Raw genomic sequence first — 19,919 nt, forward strand, 5'->3', positions numbered from 1 at the left:
GCCAGTATGTCCCGCGCATTGTGTGGCGACTAGCTGGTAATATTGACTATCACTTTCAACCAAAGGTATCAAATGCTGCCCCTGAACCTGCTTGAATCCTTCCTGCAGAGCGCCGAAGGCGGCGGGTTTTCCGAAGCGGCGCGGCGCCTCGGCATGACCCCGGCCGCCGTCAGCAAGAACGTGGCGCGGCTGGAAGCCCGGCTCGGCGTGCGCCTGTTCCAGCGCAGCACGCGCCGCCTGGCCCTGACCGAAGCCGGCGAACGCCTGCTGCAGCAAGTGCGCGGCCCGCTGGCCGAGCTGCAGGGCGCCATGGCCGGCGCCGCGCAGGACGCCGGCGAACCGGCCGGCACCTTGAAGGTGGCGGTGGCGCACGGGGTGGGGCGCATGTACCTGCTGCCGCTGCTGAAAGGCTTCATCGAACGCTACCCGGCGGTGCAGCACGACTGGCGCTTCGACAACCGCACCGTGGACCTGATCGGCGAAGGCTACGACGTGGCCATTGGCGGCGGCATCGAGCTGGCGCCGGGCGTGGTGGCGCGCGAGCTGGGGCGCCCGCGTATTTTGGCGGTGGCCGCGCCGGCGTACCTGGCCGGGCGGGGACTGCCGCAGCACCCGTCGCAGCTGGCCGGCTGGGATGGCATCGCGCGCCGCTCCGCCGAGAGTGGCCGCCTGCGCGACTACCTGCTGCGCAACGCGGCCGGGGAGGAAGCGCTGGCCGAATTCCGCACCATCGCCACCTTCGACGACCCGGAAGCGATGGCGCAGGCGGCCTGCATGGGCCTGGGGGTGGCCCTGTTGCCCGGACCCCACGCCGCGCCCTTGCTGGAATCGGGCCGGCTGGTGCGCCTGCTGCCCGGCTGGCACGCCGAAGTGGGGCCGCTTTCCATCTACTATTCAAGCAAGAAGCTGTTGCCGGCCAAGACGCGTGCCTTCGTCGACTATGTGCTGGCTCAACTGCAGGGCATGGACTTTGCCGGGCGGCTCGACAGGCTCTGAGGCTTCACGGTACTATGGGGTTCCAACTTATCAGCGATAGGGGTGTCTTCCATGAAGTTTCGCCTAGTAACCCGCAGTGATTTTGATGGCCTGGTGTGCGCGGTGCTGCTCAAGCACCTGGACTTGATCGACGAGATCCTGTTCGTGCACCCCAAAGACATGCAGGACGGTAAGATCGCCATCACCAGCCGCGATATCACCACCAATCTCCCCTATGTGTCCGGCGCCCATCTGGCCTTCGACCACCACTTGTCCGAGACCATCCGCAACACCGGTGAACGGCAGAACCACGTCATCGACCCCAACGCCCCCTCCGCCGCGCGCGTGGTGTACGACTACTACGGCGGCGGCAACAAATTCCCCTCATCCTGGAACGACATGATGCTGGCGGTGGACAAAGGCGACTCAGCCCAGTTCAACCGCGACGAAGTGCTCAACCCGCAGGGTTGGGACTTGCTGAACTTCCTGATGGACGCGCGCACCGGCCTGGGCCGCTTCCGCGACTTCCGCATCTCGAACTACAACCTGATGATGGACCTGATCGACTACTGCCGCTCGCACTCGATCGAGGAAATCATGGCGCTGCCGGACGTGAAGGAACGCAAGGACCTGTACTTCGAGCATGCCGAGAAATGCAAAGAGCAGATCAGGCGCTGCGCCACGGTGCACAAAAACCTGGTGGTGCTGGATTTACGGAATGAAGAGACGATTTACGCCGGTAACCGCTTTGTCATCTACGCCCTGTATCCTGACCAGAACATCTCGATCCACGTGCTGTGGGGACTGAAGAACCAGAACACCGTGTTCGCCACCGGCAAATCGATCCTGAACCGCACCTCCAAAACGAATATCGGCGCGCTGATGCTCGAATACGGCGGCGGCGGCCACGAGAACGCCGGCACCTGCCAGGTGGAGAATGAAATGGCGGAAGATGTGCTGGGCGCCCTGATCGCGCGCATCAACAAAGAAGGCTAATAGATTCGGGGTCAGGTCTGACAATCGGACAATTTGCTGCGCAAATTGTCCGATTGTCAGACCTGACCCCGAATTTTACGTCTACGGAATTAGAACTCTTTCTCGGGTAACGCTATAGAATTATCGGTCGAGAACTGGTAGTCCTTGAACACGTGTTCGGCCGTCAGCATCTGGTAGGTGCCGTCGGGTTTCTTGAACGAGGTGTCCTTCAGGCGGTAGGTGTAGTGGCCGCAAGTCCAGCAGTTGAAGTTGCGCATGTGCGTGCACAGGCAGGTCTTGTCCATCACCTTGATGCCCTTGTCGCTGCCGCCGTTGGCCACCACTTCGCGGTTGTACGAATTGATGTAGGCGCAGTTGCCGGTGGCATCCAGCAGGTAGCCGTAGGATTCGCAGCCGGGACGGATGCCGGAGCCGATCGCGGGGGTCTGCTGCAGCATGCGCATCGGGTAGCCGGTCGGCGAAATGCCGTTCACGATCACGTCTTCTTCGGTGGCTTTGAAGTACTCCTGCTTCACTTCTTCCGGCAGGCCGCATTCCTTGGTCACGGTGAAACGGGTCGCCACCTGCACGCCGGCCGCGCCCATTTCCAGGAACGATACGGCGTCGCTGCCGGTGAATACGCCGCCGGCGGCAATCACTGGCACATCCAGGTTTTCACCCTTCAGGTAGTCCAGCACTTCGCGCGTGATGGTGTGCAGGTCGTAGTCTTTCCAGTCTTCCGGGCCGAAACCCAGGTGGCCGCCGGCCAGCGGGCCTTCCACGATCACGTAGTCGGGCGCGCGGTTCAGCTTCTGGTTCTTGCGCAGGAAGATCTGCAGCGCGCGCACGGAGGAGACGATGATGCCCAGCTTGGCTTCGCGGAAGCGCGGGTGGTCCGCCATCAGCGCGAAGGAGCCGAAGTGCAGGCCGGCCGACAGGGTGATGCCGTCGATGCCCGCGTCCAGCGCCGCGTTCAGGCGCGTGCGCAGGGTTTCCTTCGGGCCGTTCATGGTCAGCTTCTCCATGCAGTTCACGAAGATCAGGCCGGGGCCCTGCTTGCGCTGCATGGTGTCGCCGATGTGGCGGCGCTGTGCTTCGGCCAGGCGACCGAGGTCGAACTGCACCTCGGACTTGTCCATATTGTTGATGTTGTGCTTGTACAGCCGGGTCTTGTCCTTGACGAAGGTGGTGTCGAACTTGCGGTCCGAGACATCCTCCACCATGGCATCGGAAATATGGCCGATGCCGCCAAGGCGCGCTGCTTCCAGCGCCAGTTCGGTCGTGGAAATATCCACGCCCATCCCGCCGATCATGATTGGCACGTACTCCTTGTCACCAAACTTGAGGCGGAAATCGTCAACACGTTTCATTACAGTCCTTCGATCAATCGCGGAAATTGTTGAATTCCAGTGGCGTGTCCGGCACGTCCTTGCGCAGCAGCTGCATGGCAGCCTGCAGGTCGTCGCGTTTGGCGCCCGTGACGCGCACCGATTCGCCCTGGATGCTGGCCTGGACCTTCATCTTGCTTTCCTTGATAACCTTGGTGATCTTTTTGGCGGTCTCGGTATCGAGACCATTTTTCACCTTGATGACCTGCTTGACTTTGTCCCCACCAATCTTTTCTATCTTGCCTTCATCCAGGAAACGCACGTCGACCTTACGTTTTGCCAGCTTGTTGGTCAGGACATCGCGGACCTGGCTCAGCTGGAATTCCGAATCGGCGAATGCCGTCAGGTCGTTTTCTTTTTGTTCTACGCGCGCATCGCTGCCTTTGAAGTCGAAACGGGTGGTGATTTCCTTGTTGCTTTGATCGACGGCGTTGCGCACCTCGATCATGTCCGCTTCGGATACTACGTCAAACGATGGCATATTCTTTCCTTTACAATGAAGCAACCGCCCAAAGGGCGGATTCAAAAGAAGCGACATTTTAACGGACAAACAAGCGAACGCTCGGTCGTTTTTGTCACTATTGCACTATAATCGAGCAAAAACTTGATCTGCCCATGCCTTTCAGCGATTTAATCCAGCACCAATTCCCACTAAAACATTTAAATACCTTCGGTATTGATGTACGCGCCAAACATTACCTGCGCGTGACATCGCTGGACGTGTTGCGCGCCGCCCTGGCCGAGCCGCAGCTGGCCGCCATGCCGCGCCTGGTGCTGGGCGGCGGCAGCAACCTGCTGCTGACGCGCGATTTTCCCGGCCTGGTGCTGCACATCGCCCTGGAAGGGCGCGAAATCCTGCCCGGCACCGCCAGCCACCACCATGTGCGCGCCGCCGCCGGCGAAAACTGGCACGGCTTCGTGCAATGGACGCTGGCGCAAGGCGTGGGCGGGCTGGAAAACCTGTCCCTGATCCCGGGCACGGTGGGCGCGGCACCGATCCAGAATATTGGGGCGTACGGGGCGGAAACCAAGGATTACTTCCTGTCGCTGAGCGCGTTCGACCCGGCCAGCGGCGAGGTGCGCGCCATGGATGGCGCCGCCTGCCGCTTCGCCTACCGCGACAGCGTCTTCAAGCACGAGGGCCGGGAGCTGGTGATCCTGGACGTCAGCTACGCCTTGCCGCGCGCCTGGCAGCCCAACCTGCGCTACGCCGAACTGGCCAACGCCGTGGCCGGGCAGGGCCTGGCGGCGCCGACGCCGCAGCAAGTGGCCGACACCGTGATCGCCATCCGCCGCCGCAAGTTGCCGGACCCGGCGCAGCTTGGCAATGCCGGCAGCTTCTTCAAGAATCCCGTGGTGAGCGGCGAGCACTGTGCGCGCCTGCTGGAGCAATTCCCGGACCTGGTGCACCACCGCCAGCCCGACGGCAGCGAAAAGCTGGCCGCCGGCTGGCTGATCGACCAATGCGGCTGGAAGGGCAAGACGCTGGGCGCGGCCGGCGTCTACCCGAAACAGGCCCTGGTACTGGTGAACAACGGCGGCGCCACGGGCGCCGAAGTGCAGGCCCTGGCCGCCGCCATCCAGGCCGACGTCGCCGCCCGCTACGGCGTCAATCTCGAACCGGAGCCGGTCTTCATTTAATTTGGTTGCGGCCGGCGGCTTTGGCGTCGTACAGGGCGCGGTCGGCGCTGGCGACCAGCTGGCTCCAGCTGGCGCTCTTGTCGGGCACGGCCGTGTGCACGCCGATCGACATGGTGAGCACGCCTTGCGGGGCCTGGCTGTGCTCGATCTGCAAGTGCGCCAGCAGCTGCAGGCACGATTCCGCCACCTTCATGGCGCCGGCACTGTCGGTTTCGGGCAGGATGATGGCGAATTCTTCGCCGCCGTAGCGCGTCACCAGGTCGGCCGGGCGCTTCAGGTTCTCGGTCAGCACCGCGGCCACTTTTTTCAGCGCCAGGTCGCCGGCCGGGTGGCCGTAGTGGTCGTTGTAGGCTTTGAAGTGGTCGACGTCCACCATCAGCAGCGATAGCGGGGTCTTGTCGCGCTGTCCGCGCTGCCATTCCAGTACCAGCGTCTCATCGAAGCGGCGGCGGTTGCCGATGCCGGTCAGCGGGTCGAGCGCCGTCAGCTTTTGCAGTTCCACATTGGCGGCGGCCAGCTTTTGCTGGCTTTCGCGCAGGAAGCAGAAGGCCTGGTCGCGCTGCAGGCGGTTGATGTGGGCGTTGGAATGGTAGCGCACGCGCGCCAGCAGCTCCAGGCGGTCGGGCAGCTTGACCAGGTAGTCGTTGGCGCCGACGGCAAAGCCGTGCGCTTTGAGCTTGGGGTCTTCGCGCGCGGACAGCACGATGATCGGCACGTGGGCGTGCGCTTGTTCGGCGCGGAAGCGTCGGATCAGCTCAAAGCCGTCCACGTCGGGCATCACCAGGTCTTGCAGGATCACGGTTGGCTGCAGCGAGTCGGCGATATCGATCGCTTCGCGTGCATCGGTGGTGAAGTGGAATTCGATATCGTCTTCGCCGGCCAGCATGCGCCGCACCGCTTCCACGATAATGAGCTGGTCGTCCACCAGCAGCACGCGCACCTTGAAGTTGGTCAGGCTTGGTTCGGTTTCCAGGTTCAAGGTGAGTATGTCAGACATCGCTTTCCTTCAAATCAGTTTGCCTCCGATCGCGCTGCGCAGGAAAGGTCCGATCTTATCCAGCGGCAGTATCGTTTGCGCGGCATCCAGTTCCATGGCGGCGCGCGGCATGCCGTACACCGCGCTGCTGGCCTGGTCCTGTGCTATCGTGGTCTTGCCGGCGCGCCGCATGGCCAGCAAGCCTTCGCCGCCGTCGCGGCCCATGCCGGTCAGCAGGACGCCGAACGCGTCGCCGCGCCAGTGCTGCGCCACGCAGTTGAAAAACACATCGACCGAGGGCCGGTATGCATAGTCCTTTGGGTTGGCATCGTAACCCAGTTGATACTTTTCATCCAGTACCAGGTGGTCGTTGCTCTTGGCGACCATCACCACGCCGCCTTGCAACTGGGTGCGGCCTTCGATGGCGCGCACCGGAACGGCCAGCTGTTCCGATAACCATTTGGCAAAATGGTCGGCAAAGTTCTCGTCGATATGCTGCACCACCACCACGGCGCAGCTGAGCGGCGGGGTCCAGCCGGCCAGGATGCGCGCCACCGCCAGCGGTCCGCCGGTGGAGGCGCCGATGGCCACCAGGGTGCGCACGGCGGCCTGCGCGTCCGGCTGCGGGCTGTGGCGCCGGGGCGACATGGACTGGCTGCCGCCGCTGTGGCGTATCAGCTTGTCCATGGTTTTGATCTTGTGCAGCAGTTCGGCGTCGCCGCCTTGCTGTCCTTGCAGGACCGGGGTGGCGGTCACGTCCAGCGCGCCGGCGCCCAGGGCGCGGAACACCTGGTTCACATTGTCCTGCGGCCGGCCGGTCACCACCAGGATGGCGCACGGGCATTCTTCCATGATGCGGCGCGTCGCCTCCACCCCGTCCAGCTCCGGCATGTTCAGGTCCATCAGGATCAGGTCGGGCCGGTCGGTGCTGCATTTGTGCACCGCCTCCAGGCCGGTGCGGGCGATCCAGGCCACCTGGTGCTCCTGCGTGCTGGCCACCACGCGCCGCAGCGCCTCGGCGGCCATGGGCACGTCGTTGGCGATGGCGATTCTCATCGGTAGGCTTCGCCGATCAGGTCGGCCACGGCGTCCAGCAGCGTCTCGTCGTGGAAGCTGCCCTTGGTCAGGTAATAATCGGCGCCCGCCGCCAGGCCGCGCGCGCGGTCTTCCGGCCGGTCTTTGTAGGAAACGATCATCACGGGCAGCTTGTGCAAGTTCAGGTCCTTCTTGATCAGGTTGACCAGCTCGATGCCATCCATGCGCGGCATGTCGACGTCGGTGATGACCAGGTCGTAGTCGCCGCTGCGCACCACGTTCCAGCCGTCGATGCCGTCGATGGCGATGTCCACCTCAAAGCCGCGTCCCACCAGCAGTTTGCGCTCCATTTCGCGCACGGTGAGCGAATCGTCCACGACAAGGATGCGTTTCATTTTACGCCGTCCAGCATGGTCTGAGCGAGTAAGTTGGTGCAAGCCGCCTTCCTGCAACAGCTTCTCGATTGAAAGCAGCAGGTCGGGCACGTCCAGGATCAGCACCGGCTCGCCGTCGTCCAGCAGGGCGGCGGCGGAGATGTCGCGCATCTTGCCGAAAATCGGGTCGATCGCCTGCACCGCCAGGCTTTGCTCGCCGCGGATGCGGTCCACCACCAGGGCGTAGCGGCGCGTGTTGCCGCCGATCACCACCACCGGCATTTCGTCGGCCGGTTCCAGCTCGCCCAGCTCGAGCAGGTGGGCCGCGCCCACCAGGCCAAGATGCTCGCCGTCGTGGTCGAAGAACTGCTTGTTTTCCAGCGTGTGCACGGCGCTTTGCGCCACCTTGAGGATGCGTTCGACCTTGACGATGGGAATGGCGTAGGCTTCGCCTTTCACGTCCACCACCAGGGCGCGCACGATCGATTGCGTGAGCGGCAGGGTGATCGAGCTGCGGAAGCCCTTGCCCAATTCGGTTTCAATGCGCACCGTGCCGTTCTGCTGGCGGATGGTGTCGTGCACGATGTCGAGGCCGACGCCGCGCCCGGAAATCTCGGTGATGCTGCCTTTCAGGCTGAAGGCGGGCAGGAACAGGAATTCCATCAGCTCGGCCTGCGACATGGCGGCCACCATCTGCTCGCTTGCCATTTTGCGTTCGAGCACAGTGCGCCGCACCTTTTCCGGATCGACGCCGCGCCCGTCGTCGCTGATGTCGATGTTTAGCATGCCGGCGCGGTGGCGCGCTTCCATCAGGATGGTGCCGGTGGCGGGCTTGCCGGCGGCCAGGCGTTCCTGCGGGGTTTCCATGCCGTGGTCGATGGCGTTGCGCAGCATGTGGTTGAGCGGGCTCTCGATGCGCAGCAGGATATCGCGGTCGACCAGGGTGTCGTCGCCTTCGATCTGCAGCACCACGTCCTTGCCCAGGCTGCGCGCCAGGTCGCGCACCATGCGCGGAAAGTGCTGGATGCCGTCGCGGAAGGGGCGCATGCGCAGGGCCAGCACTTCGTCGACCATGTTTTCGGAGCCGATCAGCAGGCGCCGTTCGTAGTTTTCCATGTCGGTGATGTGCTCCAGCATGAATTGCTTGAGCGGCTGGCTTTTCTGGATTGCCAGCAGGGCCTTTTCCTTGAGCGTGGGATCGCTGGCGTGCGAGGCCGCTTCCATCAGTTCTTCCAGCACCGAGAACAGGGTGGCCTGGTTGCGCTTATGGCGCTGGATGCCCTGGATCAGGGGATGCAGCTGGTGCGCGTTAATGCGCCCTTCGCTGGCCAGGGCCAGCAGGCGGTCGAAGTTCTGCGCGTTCTTCATCGGCGGCAGTGCGCGGCCGGGAATGCCCGGTTCGGGCGCCAGCTCGGCCGGCGGCGGCTCGGCGCCGGCCGCGGCGGGCAGGGCGGCCGGCATGGCCGGCGCGAGCGGTGCGGGCGCGGCGGGCGGCGCCGGCGGGGCGGCGGGCGCGGCATAGGCCGACGGCGTCCATAGCGGCTCCGGCAGGAAGGCGATGCCCTGCACATCGGTCATGGTTTTGGCAATCCGCGCCCCGTGCGCGGCCAGCCAGGCGTCCATATCGTCGTTGACGCGCGAGCACTGTACGATCAGGTCCACCCCGGCCAGCAGCGCGTCCACCCGGTTCGGCGTCAGTTTCAGCTTGCCGGCCTGGGCCGCGAGGAAGGCGTCCTCCATGCCGTGCGCCAGCTGCACCACCATGTCCAGCCCGACAATGGCGGCGGCGCCCTTGATCGAATGCGCGGCGCGCATCATCGGCTCGATATCGGACGGGTCGTTGCGGCGTTCGAAGGAGAGCAGGCCGTCGGTCAGGATCTGGGTCTGGCTGTCGGCTTCCATGCGGAACAGGTCCAGCATGGAAAACTGGCTCAGGTCATCCCTTTTGTCGGTCATCGCAGCGTCCTCGCGAGTTGGTAGCCAAGCAGGCTGTCGTCCAGGCAGCCGACCTGGATGTCCTCATGCGCCAGCACGCCGGCCAGGTAGCGTTCGATGCCCTTGTTGATGGTGGCGGCGGGCGGTTTCAGCGCGCCGGAGGCGTAGCGGATGATGCCGTGCAGCTCGGCCACCGGCAGCGCGTAGCTCTGTTCTTCCCAGCGCACCAGCAGCATGCGGGCGAAGGTGTGGCGGCCGGCGCGCGCCTCGCCGCCGGCTTCGTCGATGCCGAGCAGGTCGGCCAGCGAGATGCAGGGATACAGCTTGCCGCCGGCATTGACCACGCCGCGCAGGCCGCGCGCGCTGCGGTGGGGCAGGCGGTGCGGGATGGCTTTGGGCGCGATCTGCTGGAACATGGAGGTGGGCAGGGCCAGCCATTCGCGGCCGATCCGGAAGGCGACGCAGGAATTGTCCTGGCGCGCGCCCTGATCCTCCGGCGCGCGGAAATGGTCGGCCCATTCGCGCAGGTAGTGCTGGCCGACGGGGCGCTGCAGGTTGCGCACGGCGGCCTTGGCATACACTTCGCAGTTGCGGCAGTGCACGGCCTGCTGCAGGATTTCGCAACTATGGTCGCCGGTGATACCGATGCGGTTCCAGCAGGCGTCCAGTTCTTGTGTGGGCTCTGTCATGGTCGTTTCTGGAATGCGCGCGCGGCGCGCGCCTTAAGGGTGGCGGCGGCGCTGCTGTTGCCGCTTTGCTCGTGCAGCAGGGCGAGGTGGCATAGCGCCTCGTAATGGTCCGGCTGCAGGTAGAGGCAGCGTTTCCACTGGACTTCGGCGTCGGCCGGCTGGCTGGCGCTTTCGGCCAGCAGGCCGAGGATGAAGTAGGCTTCGGCCGATTCGGGCTGGCGCGCCAGGAATGCGCGGCAGGCGGCATCGGCTTCCTGCGCTTTGCCGGCGTCGGCCAGGGTGCGGGCCTGCTTGAGCAGGCTGTCGTCACCGGCCGCGACCAGCGTCGGCGCCGCGGCAGTGCTGGCGCTGTTTGGCTTGGCGGGAATCGGTGCGCCTGGCGCCGCCCGGCCGGGCCCCGACGCGGCAGGTGCGGCGGTCGGCGCGCGGGCGAGGCGGGGGGCGGCAGGGGGCAGGGCGGGCTGGGCCGGGGCGCCGGGCAGTTTGAGGTCCTTGCGCAAGGCGAATGCCTGCCGGTGCGGCAGCGGTGCGAAGCCATGGCGCACGAAGGAGGGGACTTCGGCATACCCCGCCAGCAGGATGCCGTCGTCGGCCAGGTGCGCCGACAGGCGCGCGATCGCCGCCGCCGTGGTCGGGTCGTCGAAATAAATCAGCAGGTTGCGGCAAAAGATCACGTCATACTGGCGCGCGCTGCCCAGCGGCCCCTCCAGGATGCTGCCCTGCGCAAAGCGGATGCGCGCCTTCAGCGCATCGTCGATCTGGTAAAAGTCCTCGCCCAGCGCCTTGAAGTAGCGGTCGCGGAACGACAAATCCTGGGCGCGGAACGCATTGCGGCCGTACACCCCGGCCTGCGCCCGCGCCACGCAAGCCGCGCTGATGTCGAGCGCATCGATCAGGAAGCTGCGCGGCGCCACGCCCGCGTCGAGCAGGGCCATCGCCATCGAATACGGCTCCTCGCCGCCGGCGCAGGGCACGGACAGGATGCGCACCACCTTCGCCCCCTCCGCCTGCCGCGCGCGGATGTGCGCGATCGCAGCGGAAAAGGCGAGCGGGTCGCGGAACAGCCACGACTCCGGCACCACCACCAGCTCCACCAGCTCGCGCAGCTCGGCCTCGTCCAGCGCGTCGACATAGGCCTTGCGCTCGGCCTGCCCGGTGGCCGTCATGCGCTGCTTCACCGCGTGTTCGACGGTGCTGCGGGCCAGGTTCAGGCCCGTCATGCGGCGCAGTGTGGCCTGGACTGTCATTCCGCCGCCGCTCCGGCCGGGAACAGGCGCGCGCGCAGCTCGGCCGGCAGCAGCGCATTCACCTCCATCAGCTGCACCATGCCGCGCGCGTCGCCCGCCACCGGCCCAAGGAAGGGCGCGCCCTGCACGCCGCTCGGCGCCAGGTCCTGCTGCGCCACTTCCTGCACGCCCAGCACCCGCTCGGCCATCAGGCCCAGGGCATGCACGGCGCCATCGGGCGCGGTGTAATCGGCCAGCACGATGCGCGTGTCGAAATGCCGGCGCGAAGGGGGCGCGCCGCTGATGCGGGCCAGGTCGATCACCGGCACCGGCGCGCCGTGTAAATTCATCAGGCCCGCCACACTGTCCGGCGCCAGCGGAATGCCCTTCAGTTCCAGCAGGGGCAGCACGCGCCGCACCTGCCGCAACGGCAAGCCGTAGCGGTCGGCGCCGATGTGGAAGACCAGGACTTTCATGCGCTCACGGAGAAAGTGGCGACGCTGGTCTGCAGGTCGCCCGCCGCGTATTGCAGCTGGTGCACCGCCTCGCTGGTGGCTTTCAGCGATTCGACCGTCTGCTGGGTGGCATCGTTCAGCTGCATCATGGTCTCGGTGATCTGCTGCGCGCCGACCGCCTGCGCCTGCATGCCCTGCAGCACGGCGTCGAATTGCGGCGCCAGTTTCTGCACCTGGTCCATGACGCCGGACAGCTGGTCCGTCACCTGGCGCACCTCGCCCACGCTGCGCCGGATCTCCTCCGAGAACTTGTCCATGCCCATCACGCTGGCCGAGACGGCCGATTGCATCTCCTTCAGCATCTGCTCGATATCCCAGGTCGAGACCGAGGTCTGGTCGGCCAGGCGGCGGATTTCCGTCGCCACCACCGAGAAGCCACGCCCGGCCTCGCCCGCCTTCTCGGCCTCGATCGCGGCGTTCAGCGACAGGATATTGGTCTGGTCGGCGACCTTGGTGATGGTGGTCAGCACGGAATTGATATTCGACGCTTTTTCCGACAGTGCCGCCAGCTTGGCGTTGATCGAATCGGTCGCGTTCACCATATTCTGCATGGTCTGGTCCATGCGGCGCAGGTTGCCCTGGGCTTCCGAGGTGGCGGAGGTGGTGTAGTCGGCCACCGCCGTCGCATCTTCCATGGTCTTCAGCAGCTGCGAGGTGTTGGAGGAGATTTCTTTGGTGGTGCTCAGCACCTCCACCGAAGTCTGCGCCTGTTCCACGCCGGTGGCTTCCTGCTGCTTGGCCGACGCCGCGATCTCGGTGGCCGAGGTGGTGACCTGGATGCCGGCCTTCTGCACATTGTTCAGCAGCTGGCGCAGGTTGTCGAACATGCGGCGCAAGCCGTCGCCCAGCTGGCCGATCGCATCGTCGCCGCCGACGGTGATTTTGCCGGTCAGGTCGCCACCGGCGGCGCGCGACACCGTCTCCAGCAGCGCATCGACCTTGGCGCGCAGGTCATTGGTCTGCGCCAGTTCGCGCGCGGTGCCATCCTGCAGCTGCTGCGCCATCTTGTTGACGTCCTCGCCCAGCTGGCCCATCTCATCGCGCGTCGTCACCGCCACGCGCGCGCTCAGCTCGCCGGCGCCAAGGCGCGCCAGAATGCTGGTCAAACTGGCCAGCGGGCCCAGGATGGCGCGCGCCAGCAGGATCGAGACCAGCAGCGACAGCACCACCACGGCGGCGCCGCCGACCGCAAACAGGTTGCCTTGGGTTTCCTGCAGCTTTTTGCTGTTGGCGAGGCGCTCGGCCTGCAGGCTGCGTTCTTCGTTGGCCGTCTCATCCAGCAGGTCGCGCCCGCGGCGGCGCACTTGCACCGCCTCTTTCAGCGCGCTCGACTGGCCCACCGCATCGGCCGCGCCTTTGGTGTCGCGCAGCTCCTTGCGCAGGTCGACCTGGCGCTGGATCAGGACGTCGCCCCAATTCAGCAAGATGGCTTGCGCGCGCTTCAGGCGTTCCTGTTGGCGCGGATTGTCGTTCGTCAGGCGCAGCGCCTTTTCCAGGTGCTGTTTCATCTCCTCGTAGTGTTCCTGCTTGCTGGCCAGGTAGGTTTCGTCGCCCGTCAGCAGGTAGCCGCGCACATCGTTTTGCACTTCGAGCGAGGTGGACGAGACACTGGCCAACTCGAGCAGCACATCTGCCGTGTGCTTGTCCCACGCGTTCGCTTCCGACAGCCGGTTGAAGTTGTTATAGGCCAGGATCAGCAGTAGCAAGATGATTGCGACTATGGTGCCGAAGCCGAGGTAGAGTTTATTCTTGACGCTCAGGTTGTTCATGCGCGGGTCTCCGGGGAGGATGGCTTTATTCCAAGGCAATGTAACAAAAAAAACGGGCCGCGCAAAGGCGGCCCGTTTTAAGCGGTGCAAGAAAGCTTATTGGCCACGTTTATTTCGCGCATTGGCGGCGATGCGCATGCGCAGCGCGTTCAGCTTGATGAAGCCGCCGGCGTCGGCCTGGTTGTAGGCGCCGCCGTCTTCGTCGAAGGTGGCAATGGTCTGATCGAACAGCGAATCGGTCTTCGAATCGCGCGCCACGACGATCACATTGCCCTTGTACAGCTTGACGCGTACCCAGCCGTTCACGGTGGCCTGGGTGTGGTCGATCAGGGTTTGCAGCGCCACGCGCTCCGGCGCCCACCAGTAGCCGTTGTAAATCAGCGAAGCGTAGCGCGGCATCAGGTCGTCCTTCAGGTGCGCCACTTCGCGGTCCAGGGTGATCGACTCGATGGCGCGGTGCGCCTTCAGCATGATGGTGCCGCCCGGGGTTTCGTAGCAGCCGCGTGACTTCATGCCGACGTAGCGGTTTTCCACCAGGTCCAGGCGGCCGATGCCATGCTTGCCGCCCAGGCGATTCAGTTCAGTCAGCACGGTGGCGGGCGACATGCGGGTGCCGTTCAGGGCCACGATATCGCCTTTTTCGAATTCGATATCCAGGTATTCCGCCTGGTCCGGCGCCGCTTCCGGGCTGACGGTCCAGCGCCACATCGATTCCTCGGCTTCGGCGCTCGGGTTTTCCAGGTGGCGCCCTTCGAAGGAGATGTGCAGCAGGTTGGCGTCCATCGAGTACGGCGCGCCGCCGTTCTTGTGCTTCATGTCGACGGCGATGCCGGCGTCTTCCGCGTACTTCAGCAGTTTTTCGCGCGACAGCAGGTCCCACTCGCGCCACGGCGCGATCACGCGCACGCCTGGTTTCAGCGCGTAGGCGCCCAGTTCGAAGCGCACCTGGTCGTTGCCCTTGCCGGTGGCGCCGTGCGAGATGGCGTCGGCGCCGGTCTGGTTGGCGATCTCGATCAGGCGCTTGGCGATCAGCGGACGCGCGATCGAGGTGCCCAGCAGGTATTCGCCTTCGTACACGGTATTGGCGCGGAACATCGGGAACACGAAGTCGCGCACGAACTCTTCACGCACGTCGTCGATGAAGATGTTCTCAGGCTTGATGCCGAATTTCAGCGCTTTGGCGCGCGCCGGCTCCAGCTCTTCACCCTGGCCCAGGTCGGCGGTGAAGGTCACGATTTCGCACTTGTAGTTATCCTGCAGCCATTTCAGGATCACGGAGGTGTCCAGGCCGCCGGAGTAGGCGAGGACTACTTTTTTTACGTCGCTCATGGTTTTCTCAGTCAGTTGGGTTATTTGGTGTCGAGGCGGCCGAGCAGCAGGTACTCAATCAGGGCCTTTTGCACGTGCAGGCGGTTCTCGGCCTCGTCCCAGACCACGGATTGCGGGCCGTCGATCACTTCCGCCGCCACTTCCTCGCCGCGGTGGGCCGGCAGGCAGTGCATGAAGAGGGCGTCCGGCTTGGCGCGCGCCATCTTGGCGCCGTCCACGATCCAGCCGTCGAAGGCTTTCAGGCGCGCCGCGTTTTCCTCTTCGTAACCCATCGAGGTCCAGACGTCGGTGTTGACCAGGTCCGCGCCTTGGCAGGCGTCCGACGGGTTGGCGAAGAAGGTGTAGCGGTCGGTCGAGACCAGCGACATGTCCATATCGTAGCCGTGCGGCGTGGAGACGTTGACGTGGAAGCCGAACACTTCCGCCGCCTGCAGCCAGGAGTACAGCATATTATTGGCGTCGCCGACCCAGGCCACCACCTTGCCCTTGATCGAGCCGCGATGCTCGATATAGGTGAAGATGTCGGCAAACACCTGGCAAGGATGGTGTTCGTTGGTCAGGCCGTTGATCACCGGCACGCGCGAATGGGCGGCGAAACGCTCGATGATGTCCTGGCCGAAGGTGCGCACCATGATGATGTCGCACATGCGCGACATGACCTGGCCCGCGTCCTCCACCGGCTCGCCGCGCCCCAGCTGGGAGTCGCGCGTGTTCAGGTAGATGGCGGCGCCGCCCAGCTGGTGCATGCCGGCCTCGAAGGAGAGGCGGGTACGGGTCGAATTCTTGTCGAACACCATGACCAGGGTGCGGTCGATCAGCGGGTGGTAAATCTCGTACGCCTTGAATTTGCGCTTGATTTCCGCGGCGCGGGCGATGACATATTCATACTCCTCCAGGGACAGGTCGTTGAACTGGAGGTAGTGTTTGATCCGTTTAGGTGGTATAGACATCTTTGCAAAGGTTTGCTGCGGTGGACTAAAGATTATACGGGCATTTCAATAAATGGTGGCCGGGCGTTCGGGATCGTGCCGTGGCGCGGTCAACGGCAGGTCCAGGGTGAAGGTCGTGCCGGCGCTGCTGCTGTCGACGGCGATCTGGCCGCCCAGCAGGGAAGTGACGATGTTATAACTGATGGACAGGCCCAGGCCCGAACCGCCTTGCCCCAGTTTGGTGGTGAAGAAGGGGTCGAAGATGCGCGTCAGGTTCGCCGGCGCGATGCCGCCGCCGTCGTCGCTGAAGACGACCAGCACGCGCCCCTCCGCCGGGGTCGAGGCCACCAGCCGCATCTTGCCGCCTTCGCGCCCGTCGAAGGCGTGCAGCAGGGCGTTGTTGATCAGGTTCGTGACCACCTGGCCGAAGGGGCCGGGGTAGCTGTCCAGCGCGATGGTGTCCGGCACCTCGTACTCGATCTTGTGGCAGGCGTTGCGGATGCGGTTCATCACCGTCGCCACGATTTCATGCGTGACCTGGTGCAGGTTGAACATGCGGCGCTGCTCCGTGGTGCGGTCCACGGCCACCTGCTTGAAGCTCGACACCAGGTCGGCCGCGCTGTGCAGCCCGCGCATCACCAGGGTGGACGCCTTGCGCGTGTCGTCGATAAAGGCCAGCAGCTCGGACTTGCGCAGGCCCGGCCCGTTGATCGCCTGTTCCAGCTCGATGGTCTTCTGCTCCAGCGTGCTGGCGATCAGCAGGCTGTTGCCGATCGGCGTGTTCAATTCATGCGCCACGCCCGCCATCAGCGAGCCCAGTGCCGCCAGCTTTTCCTGCGACACCAGCTGCGACTGCGCCTCCTGCAGCTGGCTGTAGGCGTGCGCGTTGTCCAGCGCGATTGCGCCGTAGGAGCACAGCGTGCGGAAGATCAGGCGTTCGCGCTCGCCGTAGGCATTGGCGTGCATGGCCTGCGCCGTCATCACGCCCAAGACGCGCTCGCCCACCAGCAGCGGCACGTACAGCGCGCATACGCTGGCCGCCGTGCCGGGCGTCACCGTGTTGTTGCGCTCCGGTGGAATCTGGTCGATATACACCTCGCGCCGCTCGCGCAGGCACTGCGCGGTGTAGGCGGTGGGGTGGTCGAGCGGGATGCTGTTGCGCGGCAGGGCGCGCCCGGCCTCCACGCCGAAGGCGCGTTCCAGCGTGCGCCCGGCCTGGTCCACCAGGTAGACCGCGAAGGTGTTGGCCGACAGCAGGGCGTGCGCGTGCCGGTCCAGCGCCTGGAACACGGCGCCGGCGTCGAGGTGGGTGGTGATTTCCTGGCCGATGGCCGACAGGCGCTCCAGCAGCTTGCTGGTCTGCTGCAGCACTTCGGCGCGGCGCGCCTCCGACATGGCCAGCTCGCGGTGGTGCAGGCCCTCGGCGCGCGCCTGCTCGGTCTGGTGGTGCACCTGCATGGCGATGGCGCGGCTGGTCGCCTCCAGCGTGTGGGTTTTTTCGCGCGCGGCGCTGGCGGCGGTCGACATTTCGTAGGCGCAGCCGTAGTCGCCCAGGCGCGCATACTCCTCGCCCAGCGCGTCGTACAGGTCGCCCGGCACGGTGTAGCCCTGGATGGTTTCCGCCGCCGCCAGCGCCTTGTGCAGGTAGTGCAGGCGCGCGTTGGGCGCGCTCATGCCGGGCGGCTGCGGCAAGGTGCGGTGCTGGCCGTGGATGCGTGCCAGCACGCGCAGCGCGGCGATGTGGTGGAAGGCGTTGTGGTGGCGCGCGGCGCGCTCCACCGCCTGCTGCGCCATCGCCAGCGCCTCCTGCGGGCGGTCCAGGTAGCACAGGGCATGGGCCTGGCCGCGCAGCGCCACGATCTTGAAGTCGCCCTGCTGCAGCGCTTCGGCGCGCTCGTTCAGGCGCTGGAAGGCGTCCAGCGCCTCGCCGAAATCCTTCTTGTCCAGGCACAGGTCGCCCAGGTGCTGCAAGGCGATGGCGTAGCTGCGGCCATTGGCCTGCGGCGCCAGGATCACCAGCGCTTCGCGCAGCAGCTCCTCCGATGCGTCCAGCCGGCCCAGGCGGCGCACGATGTCGGCCGTGTGCACCAGGCAGGAGCCGATGCTGCGCGGCCAGCCGGTGGGACGCGCCAGCTCCATGGCGCGCTGCATCCATTCCAGGCCGGAGTGGTGGTCGTTCAGGTGCGAGAATTTTTCCGCGATGTTGGTGGCGGCGGTGGCGGCGGCGCGCACCTGGCCCGTTTCCAGCGCCGCCTCGTAGCTGCGGATGTAGAAGCCGGCGGCATTGCCGATATCGCCGGCCTGGCTGGCCGCGATGCCGAAAAAGTCGTTGACCCAGCAATCGACGCCGGGCGCAAAGTCCTGCGCCAGGTCGAAGCGCTTGCCCCAGCGCTCGCTGGCCGCATGCAGGTCGCGCAGCGCCGCCCAGCGCGCCTGCGCCGCATCGGCGATGGCAGCGCGCTCCTGGTCGCCCGCTGCGTGGGCAGCGGCGGCGCACGCCTCCAGTTCGGCGTCGCGCAGGGCATGGTTGCCGCGGTCCACCGCGATCCAGGCCCGCAGCCAGTGCGCATCGGCGCGGCCCGCGTGGCCCGCTGCGCCCTGCTGCGCCTGGAAGGCCTCCAGCGCGCGCGTCGCCAGCGCGGCGGCGGCATCGAGCTCGCCGTCCAGCCAGCGGATCTCGCCGTCCACCAGTTGCAGGCGCGCCTCCAGCGCGCTGCGCCCGGCGTCCGGCAAGTGGGCCGAAGGCAGCAGGGCCAGCGCCTCCTGCGCCAGCTGCATGGCACGCTTGGGCGCGCGCTGGCGCAAGTGCCAGGACAGCGGCAGCAGCAGCGGCAGCCGGGCATTGCCGCGCAGGGGCAGGAGTTCCAGTTCCCACCGCGCTACGGCATCGTCGTCGGCATACAGCTGCTGCATGGTGCTCCTGTTAATAAAGGGTTTGCGACGACTCGTGCAGCAACTGGCCGTACAGCGTGTGGCGCATTTTGGCGATCTTGCCTTGCCCCACCGCGTCCAGCACCGCGCATTGCGGCTCGCTCAGGTGGCGGCAGTTGTAGAAGCGGCAGTTGCCCAGGTAGGGCTGGAAATCGCGGAAAGCCCGCTCCAGCATGCCCTCGCTCAGGTGGTACAGGCCGAACTCCTGGAAGCCCGGCGAATCGATCACGCTCGAATCCGGCCCCACGTGGTACAGGCGGGTGAAGGTGGTGGTGTGCTTGCCCGTATCCAGCGCCTCGCTGATTTCGCGCGTGGCGATATCGGCGTCCGGCACCAGGATGTTGATCAGCGACGATTTGCCCATGCCGGACTGGCCGATCAGGATCGAGGAATGGCCCTGCAGCAGCGGCGCCAGCGTAGCCCCGGTCTGCTCCGGCTGGCCGGTGGCCGACACTTCGATCACCTCATAGCCCATGGCCGAATAGACCTGCAGGCGCTTGCGCGCATGCTCCAGCATCTCCGTCACGTCCACCTTGTTCAGCAGCAGGCGCACATGGATGCCGGCCGCCTCCGCCGCCACCAGGGCGCGCGACACCAGGTCGTCCGAGAAGCTTGGTTCGGTCGCCACCACGATGAACAGCTGGTCGACGTTGGCCGCCAGCAGTTTGGACTTGTACTGGTCGGAGCGGTACAGCAGCGTCTTGCGCTCCTGGATCTTGTCGATCACCGCCTGGTCGGGCGAGGTCAGGGTCAGGTCCACCAGGTCGCCCACCGCGACGTTGGTCTTCTTGCCGCGCGTGACGCACTGCAGGCGCAGGCCGTCCGCCTCCGCCAGATAGTGGCGCCCGTGGGCCGCGATGATGGTGCCGGTGCGTTTATCCCCCTTGCTCATGCCTGGCCCAATGCATCGGCCTTGGCGGCGCAAATGAAATCGTTGATCGACAAACCGTTCACCGAATGCGTGTCATAGCGCACCTGGCAGGTCTTGTAGCTCACCACCAGTTCCGGGTGGTGATCCTCGCGGTGCGAGATGAAGGCCAGCGCATTCACGAAGGCCATGGTCTCGTAATAATTGTTGAAGCCGAAGGTGTTCACCAGCTTGCCGCTGGCCATGCTCCAGCCATCGAGCAACTGCACCAGGCGCAGCGCCTCGGGGGCGTCCAGCGCGGTGCTCTGGTGGCTGCAGCGCAGGGCGCGCAGGTCGGCTGCGGAAAGGATATGGGATGTCATTG

Annotated in this window: 17 protein-coding genes; 3 read left to right on the forward strand and 14 right to left on the reverse strand. The window is 65.5% G+C overall.

Annotation, left to right across the window (positions count from 1 at the left end):
* Positions 1 to 72 precede the first annotated feature (72 nt).
* Both GTP41_RS24575 and GTP41_RS24580 read left to right on the forward strand, forming a co-directional pair.
* A complete protein-coding gene (locus GTP41_RS24575; protein WP_161028231.1) occupies positions 73 to 996 on the forward strand; it encodes a LysR family transcriptional regulator in 924 nt (307 codons plus the stop codon).
* A gap of 51 nt (positions 997 to 1,047) precedes the next feature.
* A complete protein-coding gene (locus tag GTP41_RS24580) occupies positions 1,048 to 1,971 on the forward strand; it encodes an exopolyphosphatase (RefSeq protein ID WP_161028232.1) in 924 nt (307 codons plus the stop codon).
* An 89-nt stretch (positions 1,972 to 2,060) separates the two neighbouring features.
* Here the strand turns inward: GTP41_RS24580 and GTP41_RS24585 are convergent, their stop codons facing one another.
* Positions 2,061 to 3,320, reverse strand: a complete 1,260-nt coding sequence (locus GTP41_RS24585; protein ID WP_161028233.1) for a nitronate monooxygenase — start codon at positions 3,318 to 3,320, stop codon at positions 2,061 to 2,063.
* A 13-nt stretch (positions 3,321 to 3,333) separates the two neighbouring features.
* Positions 3,334 to 3,819 carry a YajQ family cyclic di-GMP-binding protein gene (locus tag GTP41_RS24590; protein WP_161028234.1) on the reverse strand — a complete coding sequence of 162 codons (486 nt, stop codon included), beginning with the start codon at positions 3,817 to 3,819 and terminating at the stop codon, positions 3,334 to 3,336.
* 134 nt (positions 3,820 to 3,953) lie between these two features.
* Between GTP41_RS24590 and murB the strand changes: the two genes are divergently transcribed.
* Positions 3,954 to 4,979: a UDP-N-acetylmuramate dehydrogenase gene (gene murB / locus GTP41_RS24595; protein ID WP_161028235.1), complete on the forward strand. Its 1,026-nt coding sequence runs from the start codon at positions 3,954 to 3,956 to the stop codon at positions 4,977 to 4,979.
* On the opposite strand, the gene GTP41_RS24600 is transcribed toward murB, so the two are convergent.
* From GTP41_RS24600 to GTP41_RS24655, 12 genes are all read right to left on the reverse strand, one after another.
* Positions 4,972 to 5,976 carry a diguanylate cyclase gene (locus GTP41_RS24600; RefSeq protein WP_161028236.1) on the reverse strand — a complete coding sequence of 335 codons (1,005 nt, stop codon included), beginning with the start codon at positions 5,974 to 5,976 and terminating at the stop codon, positions 4,972 to 4,974. The genes murB and GTP41_RS24600 overlap by 8 nt on opposite strands.
* Positions 5,977 to 5,985: 9 nt before the next feature.
* A complete protein-coding gene (gene cheB / locus GTP41_RS24605) occupies positions 5,986 to 7,011 on the reverse strand; it encodes a chemotaxis-specific protein-glutamate methyltransferase CheB (RefSeq protein ID WP_161028237.1) in 1,026 nt (341 codons plus the stop codon).
* Positions 7,008 to 9,320 (reverse strand): hybrid sensor histidine kinase/response regulator, encoded by a 2,313-nt coding sequence (locus tag GTP41_RS24610; RefSeq protein WP_161028238.1) that lies wholly within the window; start codon positions 9,318 to 9,320, stop codon positions 7,008 to 7,010. Before GTP41_RS24610 ends, cheB begins: the two co-directional genes overlap by 4 nt.
* A complete protein-coding gene (locus GTP41_RS24615) occupies positions 9,317 to 9,988 on the reverse strand; it encodes a chemotaxis protein CheW (RefSeq protein WP_161028239.1) in 672 nt (223 codons plus the stop codon). The genes GTP41_RS24610 and GTP41_RS24615 overlap by 4 nt, the downstream gene beginning before the upstream one ends.
* Complete coding sequence (locus tag GTP41_RS24620) at positions 9,985 to 11,235, reverse strand: CheR family methyltransferase (protein WP_161028240.1); 1,251 nt, start codon at positions 11,233 to 11,235, stop codon at positions 9,985 to 9,987. The genes GTP41_RS24615 and GTP41_RS24620 overlap by 4 nt, the downstream gene beginning before the upstream one ends.
* Positions 11,232 to 11,690, reverse strand: coding sequence for a chemotaxis protein CheW (locus GTP41_RS24625; protein WP_161028241.1), 459 nt, complete (start codon positions 11,688 to 11,690; stop codon positions 11,232 to 11,234). The genes GTP41_RS24620 and GTP41_RS24625 overlap by 4 nt, the downstream gene beginning before the upstream one ends.
* A complete protein-coding gene (locus tag GTP41_RS24630) occupies positions 11,687 to 13,498 on the reverse strand; it encodes a methyl-accepting chemotaxis protein (RefSeq protein WP_161028242.1) in 1,812 nt (603 codons plus the stop codon). Before GTP41_RS24630 ends, GTP41_RS24625 begins: the two co-directional genes overlap by 4 nt.
* 96 nt (positions 13,499 to 13,594) lie before the next feature.
* Positions 13,595 to 14,827 (reverse strand): argininosuccinate synthase, encoded by a 1,233-nt coding sequence (locus GTP41_RS24635; protein ID WP_161028243.1) that lies wholly within the window; start codon positions 14,825 to 14,827, stop codon positions 13,595 to 13,597.
* A 20-nt stretch (positions 14,828 to 14,847) separates the two neighbouring features.
* Positions 14,848 to 15,777 (reverse strand): ornithine carbamoyltransferase, encoded by a 930-nt coding sequence (argF, locus tag GTP41_RS24640; RefSeq protein ID WP_161028244.1) that lies wholly within the window; start codon positions 15,775 to 15,777, stop codon positions 14,848 to 14,850.
* 45 nt (positions 15,778 to 15,822) lie between these two features.
* Positions 15,823 to 18,669, reverse strand: coding sequence for a tetratricopeptide repeat-containing sensor histidine kinase (locus GTP41_RS24645; RefSeq protein ID WP_161028245.1), 2,847 nt, complete (start codon positions 18,667 to 18,669; stop codon positions 15,823 to 15,825).
* Between the two features lie 10 nt (positions 18,670 to 18,679).
* Positions 18,680 to 19,579, reverse strand: coding sequence for a ribosome small subunit-dependent GTPase A (gene rsgA / locus GTP41_RS24650; RefSeq protein ID WP_161028246.1), 900 nt, complete (start codon positions 19,577 to 19,579; stop codon positions 18,680 to 18,682).
* Positions 19,576 to 19,917, reverse strand: a complete 342-nt coding sequence (locus GTP41_RS24655; RefSeq protein WP_161028247.1) for a 4a-hydroxytetrahydrobiopterin dehydratase — start codon at positions 19,915 to 19,917, stop codon at positions 19,576 to 19,578. The genes rsgA and GTP41_RS24655 overlap by 4 nt, the downstream gene beginning before the upstream one ends.
* Between the last annotated feature and the right edge of the window lie 2 nt (positions 19,918 to 19,919).

The organism is Pseudoduganella guangdongensis, from assembly GCF_009857475.1.
Taxonomy (GTDB): domain Bacteria; phylum Pseudomonadota; class Gammaproteobacteria; order Burkholderiales; family Burkholderiaceae_D; genus Rugamonas; species Rugamonas guangdongensis.

Coding starts and splice junctions, on each gene's coding strand:
- GTP41_RS24575 (WP_161028231.1), top strand. CDS start 73: ATGCTGCCCCTGAACCTGCTTGAATCCTTCCTGCAGAGCGCCGAAGGC.
- GTP41_RS24580 (WP_161028232.1), top strand. CDS start 1,048: ATGAAGTTTCGCCTAGTAACCCGCAGTGATTTTGATGGCCTGGTGTGC.
- GTP41_RS24585 (WP_161028233.1), bottom strand. CDS start 3,320: ATGAAACGTGTTGACGATTTCCGCCTCAAGTTTGGTGACAAGGAGTAC.
- GTP41_RS24590 (WP_161028234.1), bottom strand. CDS start 3,819: ATGCCATCGTTTGACGTAGTATCCGAAGCGGACATGATCGAGGTGCGC.
- murB (WP_161028235.1), top strand. CDS start 3,954: ATGCCTTTCAGCGATTTAATCCAGCACCAATTCCCACTAAAACATTTA.
- GTP41_RS24600 (WP_161028236.1), bottom strand. CDS start 5,976: ATGTCTGACATACTCACCTTGAACCTGGAAACCGAACCAAGCCTGACC.
- cheB (WP_161028237.1), bottom strand. CDS start 7,011: ATGAGAATCGCCATCGCCAACGACGTGCCCATGGCCGCCGAGGCGCTG.
- GTP41_RS24610 (WP_161028238.1), bottom strand. CDS start 9,320: ATGACCGACAAAAGGGATGACCTGAGCCAGTTTTCCATGCTGGACCTG.
- GTP41_RS24615 (WP_161028239.1), bottom strand. CDS start 9,988: ATGACAGAGCCCACACAAGAACTGGACGCCTGCTGGAACCGCATCGGT.
- GTP41_RS24620 (WP_161028240.1), bottom strand. CDS start 11,235: ATGACAGTCCAGGCCACACTGCGCCGCATGACGGGCCTGAACCTGGCC.
- GTP41_RS24625 (WP_161028241.1), bottom strand. CDS start 11,690: ATGAAAGTCCTGGTCTTCCACATCGGCGCCGACCGCTACGGCTTGCCG.
- GTP41_RS24630 (WP_161028242.1), bottom strand. CDS start 13,498: ATGAACAACCTGAGCGTCAAGAATAAACTCTACCTCGGCTTCGGCACC.
- GTP41_RS24635 (WP_161028243.1), bottom strand. CDS start 14,827: ATGAGCGACGTAAAAAAAGTAGTCCTCGCCTACTCCGGCGGCCTGGAC.
- argF (WP_161028244.1), bottom strand. CDS start 15,777: ATGTCTATACCACCTAAACGGATCAAACACTACCTCCAGTTCAACGAC.
- GTP41_RS24645 (WP_161028245.1), bottom strand. CDS start 18,669: ATGCAGCAGCTGTATGCCGACGACGATGCCGTAGCGCGGTGGGAACTG.
- rsgA (WP_161028246.1), bottom strand. CDS start 19,579: ATGAGCAAGGGGGATAAACGCACCGGCACCATCATCGCGGCCCACGGG.
- GTP41_RS24655 (WP_161028247.1), bottom strand. CDS start 19,917: ATGACATCCCATATCCTTTCCGCAGCCGACCTGCGCGCCCTGCGCTGC.